This window comes from Evtepia gabavorous (assembly GCF_003425665.1).
Classification (GTDB): domain Bacteria; phylum Bacillota; class Clostridia; order Oscillospirales; family Oscillospiraceae; genus Evtepia; species Evtepia gabavorous.
The window spans coordinates 1-2,522 of record NZ_QQRQ01000055.1 but is presented as its reverse complement, the minus strand read 5'-3'; the positions used below and the strand labels follow the sequence as shown (position 1 = coordinate 2,522).

General features: G+C 51.7%; 2 tRNA genes and 2 rRNA genes. All 4 read left to right on the top strand.

What is annotated here, in order from left to right:
• Positions 1–503 (top strand): 16S ribosomal RNA (locus DV520_RS12035); the annotation flags it as partial.
• Positions 504–618: 115 nt separating this feature from the next.
• A tRNA-Ala gene (locus DV520_RS12030) sits at positions 619–694 on the top strand.
• Positions 695–696: 2 nt separating this feature from the next.
• Positions 697–773: transfer RNA gene (locus DV520_RS12025), tRNA-Ile, on the top strand.
• A gap of 281 nt (positions 774–1,054) precedes the next feature.
• A 23S ribosomal RNA gene (locus tag DV520_RS12435) occupies positions 1,055–2,522 on the top strand; the annotation flags it as partial.

The window sequence follows — 2,522 nt, the reverse complement described above, 5'->3', positions numbered from 1 at the left end:
GACTGTGGTGACAGGTGGTGCATGGTTGTCGTCAGCTCGTGTCGTGAGATGTTGGGTTAAGTCCCGCAACGAGCGCAACCCCTATTGTTAGTTGCTACGCAAGAGCACTCTAGCGAGACTGCCGTTGACAAAACGGAGGAAGGTGGGGACGACGTCAAATCATCATGCCCCTTATGTCCTGGGCTACACACGTACTACAATGGCGGTAAACAGAGGGAAGCAAGACCGCGAGGTGGAGCAAACCCCTAAAAGCCGTCCCAGTTCGGATTGCAGGCTGCAACCCGCCTGTATGAAGTTGGAATCGCTAGTAATCGCGGATCAGCATGCCGCGGTGAATACGTTCCCGGGCCTTGTACACACCGCCCGTCACACCATGAGAGTCGGGAACACCCGAAGTCCGTAGCCTAACCGCAAGGGGGGCGCGGCCGAAGGTGGGTTCGATAATTGGGGTGAAGTCGTAACAAGGTAGCCGTTCGAGAACGAGCGGCTGGATCACCTCCTTTCTAAGGAGAACTCAAGTAGTCTGAGGGCTATTTGTAGTGTCCTAAGGTCAGACGTTGGGTGCGGGGTGTCGGCTTACGTTGTTTAATTTAGAGGGCGCACGCCCTGGAGATGGATGGGGGTATAGCTCAGCTGGGAGAGCACCTGCTTTGCAAGCAGGGGGTCAACGGTTCGAACCCGTTTATCTCCACCAATGGGCCCATAGCTCAGCTGGCTAGAGCGCACGACTGATAATCGTGAGGTCGGTGGTTCGAGTCCACTTGGGCCCACCACTCATTTTCACGAAGATGAAAATGAGACAACTGGATAGTCTGAAGTTAGATTCAAGCATTTAGGATTGCTAAGTGTTTGAATCTGGTTTCGAGAGAGACCAGAACCGCACCTTGAAAACTGAACAAAGTAACCAAAGTATGAAGAGCAAGCAACAGAGGGAAACAACAAATTTTTGTGGAACTTTTTAAGGGTAACACGAACAATTTCAAAGAACTCTGAAGCCTGCATAATTCGAACTCATGAGAACCAGAGCGAGACCTTTCTTGTTCACAAGAAAGTAGGTCAAGCTGAAAAGAGCGCAAGGGGAATGCCTTGGCATCAGGAGCCGAAGAAGGACGTGACAAGCTGCGATAAGCTTCGGGGAGGTGCAAATAACCGTCGATCCGGAGATTTCCGAATGGGGAAACCCGGCAGAGCAATACTCTGTCAGCGTGCGTTGAATCAAATAGGCGTACGTGGGGAACCGCCTGAACTGAAACATCTAAGTAGGGCGAGGAAGAGAAATCAACCGAGATTCCGCCAGTAGTGGCGAGCGAACGCGGAAGAGGCCAAACCAGTGGATTTATTCACTGGGGTTGCGGACAGTCAAGAAGTGAGGAATGGTTAGACGAAGGGTCTGGGAAGGCCCGCCACAGAAGGTGAGAGCCCTGTAGTCGAAAACGATTTCTTAGTGGACTGGATCCAGAGTACCACGGGACACGTGAAACCCTGTGGGAAACCGGGGGGACCACCCTCCAAGCCTAAATACTACCTGATGACCGATAGAGGAGCAGTACCGTGAGGGAAAGGTGAAAAGGACCCCGGGAGGGGAGTGAAAGAGAACCTGAAACCTTGTGCTTACAAGCACTCAAAGCCCGTTAAAGGGTGATGAGGTACCTTTTGTAGAATGGTCCGGCGAGTTATTGTTATCAGCAAGCTTAAGGTATTCAGTACCGAAGGCGTAGGGAAACCGAGTGTGAATAGCGCGCATGAAGTTGGTGGCAATAGACCCGAAACCGGGTGACCTATCCATGGGCAGGTTGAAGTGGAGGTAAAACTCCATGGAGGACCGAACGCACGTTCGTTGCAATGACCGGCGATGACCTGTGGATAGCGGTGAAATTCCAATCGAACCCGGAGATAGCTGGTTCTCCCCGAAATAGCTTTAGGGCTAGCGTTATGTTAGATTACCGGAGGTAAAGCACTGAATGGGCTAGGGGCTGATAAAGTTACTGAACCCTATCAAACTCAGAATGCCGGCTAATTGATGCATAGCAGTCAGACTACGTGAGATAAGTCTCGTGGTCAAAAGGGAAACAGCCCAGACCCACAGCTAAGGTCCCAAATAATTGCTAAGTGGAAAACGATGTGAGATTGCCCAGACAACCAGGATGTTGGCTTAGAAGCAGCCACACATTAAAAGAGTGCGTAATAGCTCACTGGTCGAGTGGTCTTGCGCGGAAAATATAACGGGGCTAAGCAGTTAACCGAAGCTTGGGCTTGCCGAAGGCAGGGGTAGGGGAGCGTCGAATACGGGGTGAAGTCGCAGCGAGAGCAGCGGTGGACTGTATTCGAGTGAGAATGCCGGAATGAGTAGCGAGAATTATGTGGGAATCATAATGGCCGAAAATCTAAGGTTTCCTGGGGAAGGTTCGTCCGCCCAGGGTTAGCCGGGAGCTAAGGCGAGGCCGCGAGGCGTAGTCGATGCACATACGGTTGAAATTCCGTAGCCACCTTATCGAATGAAAGCTGACACTTGGAAATAGCGG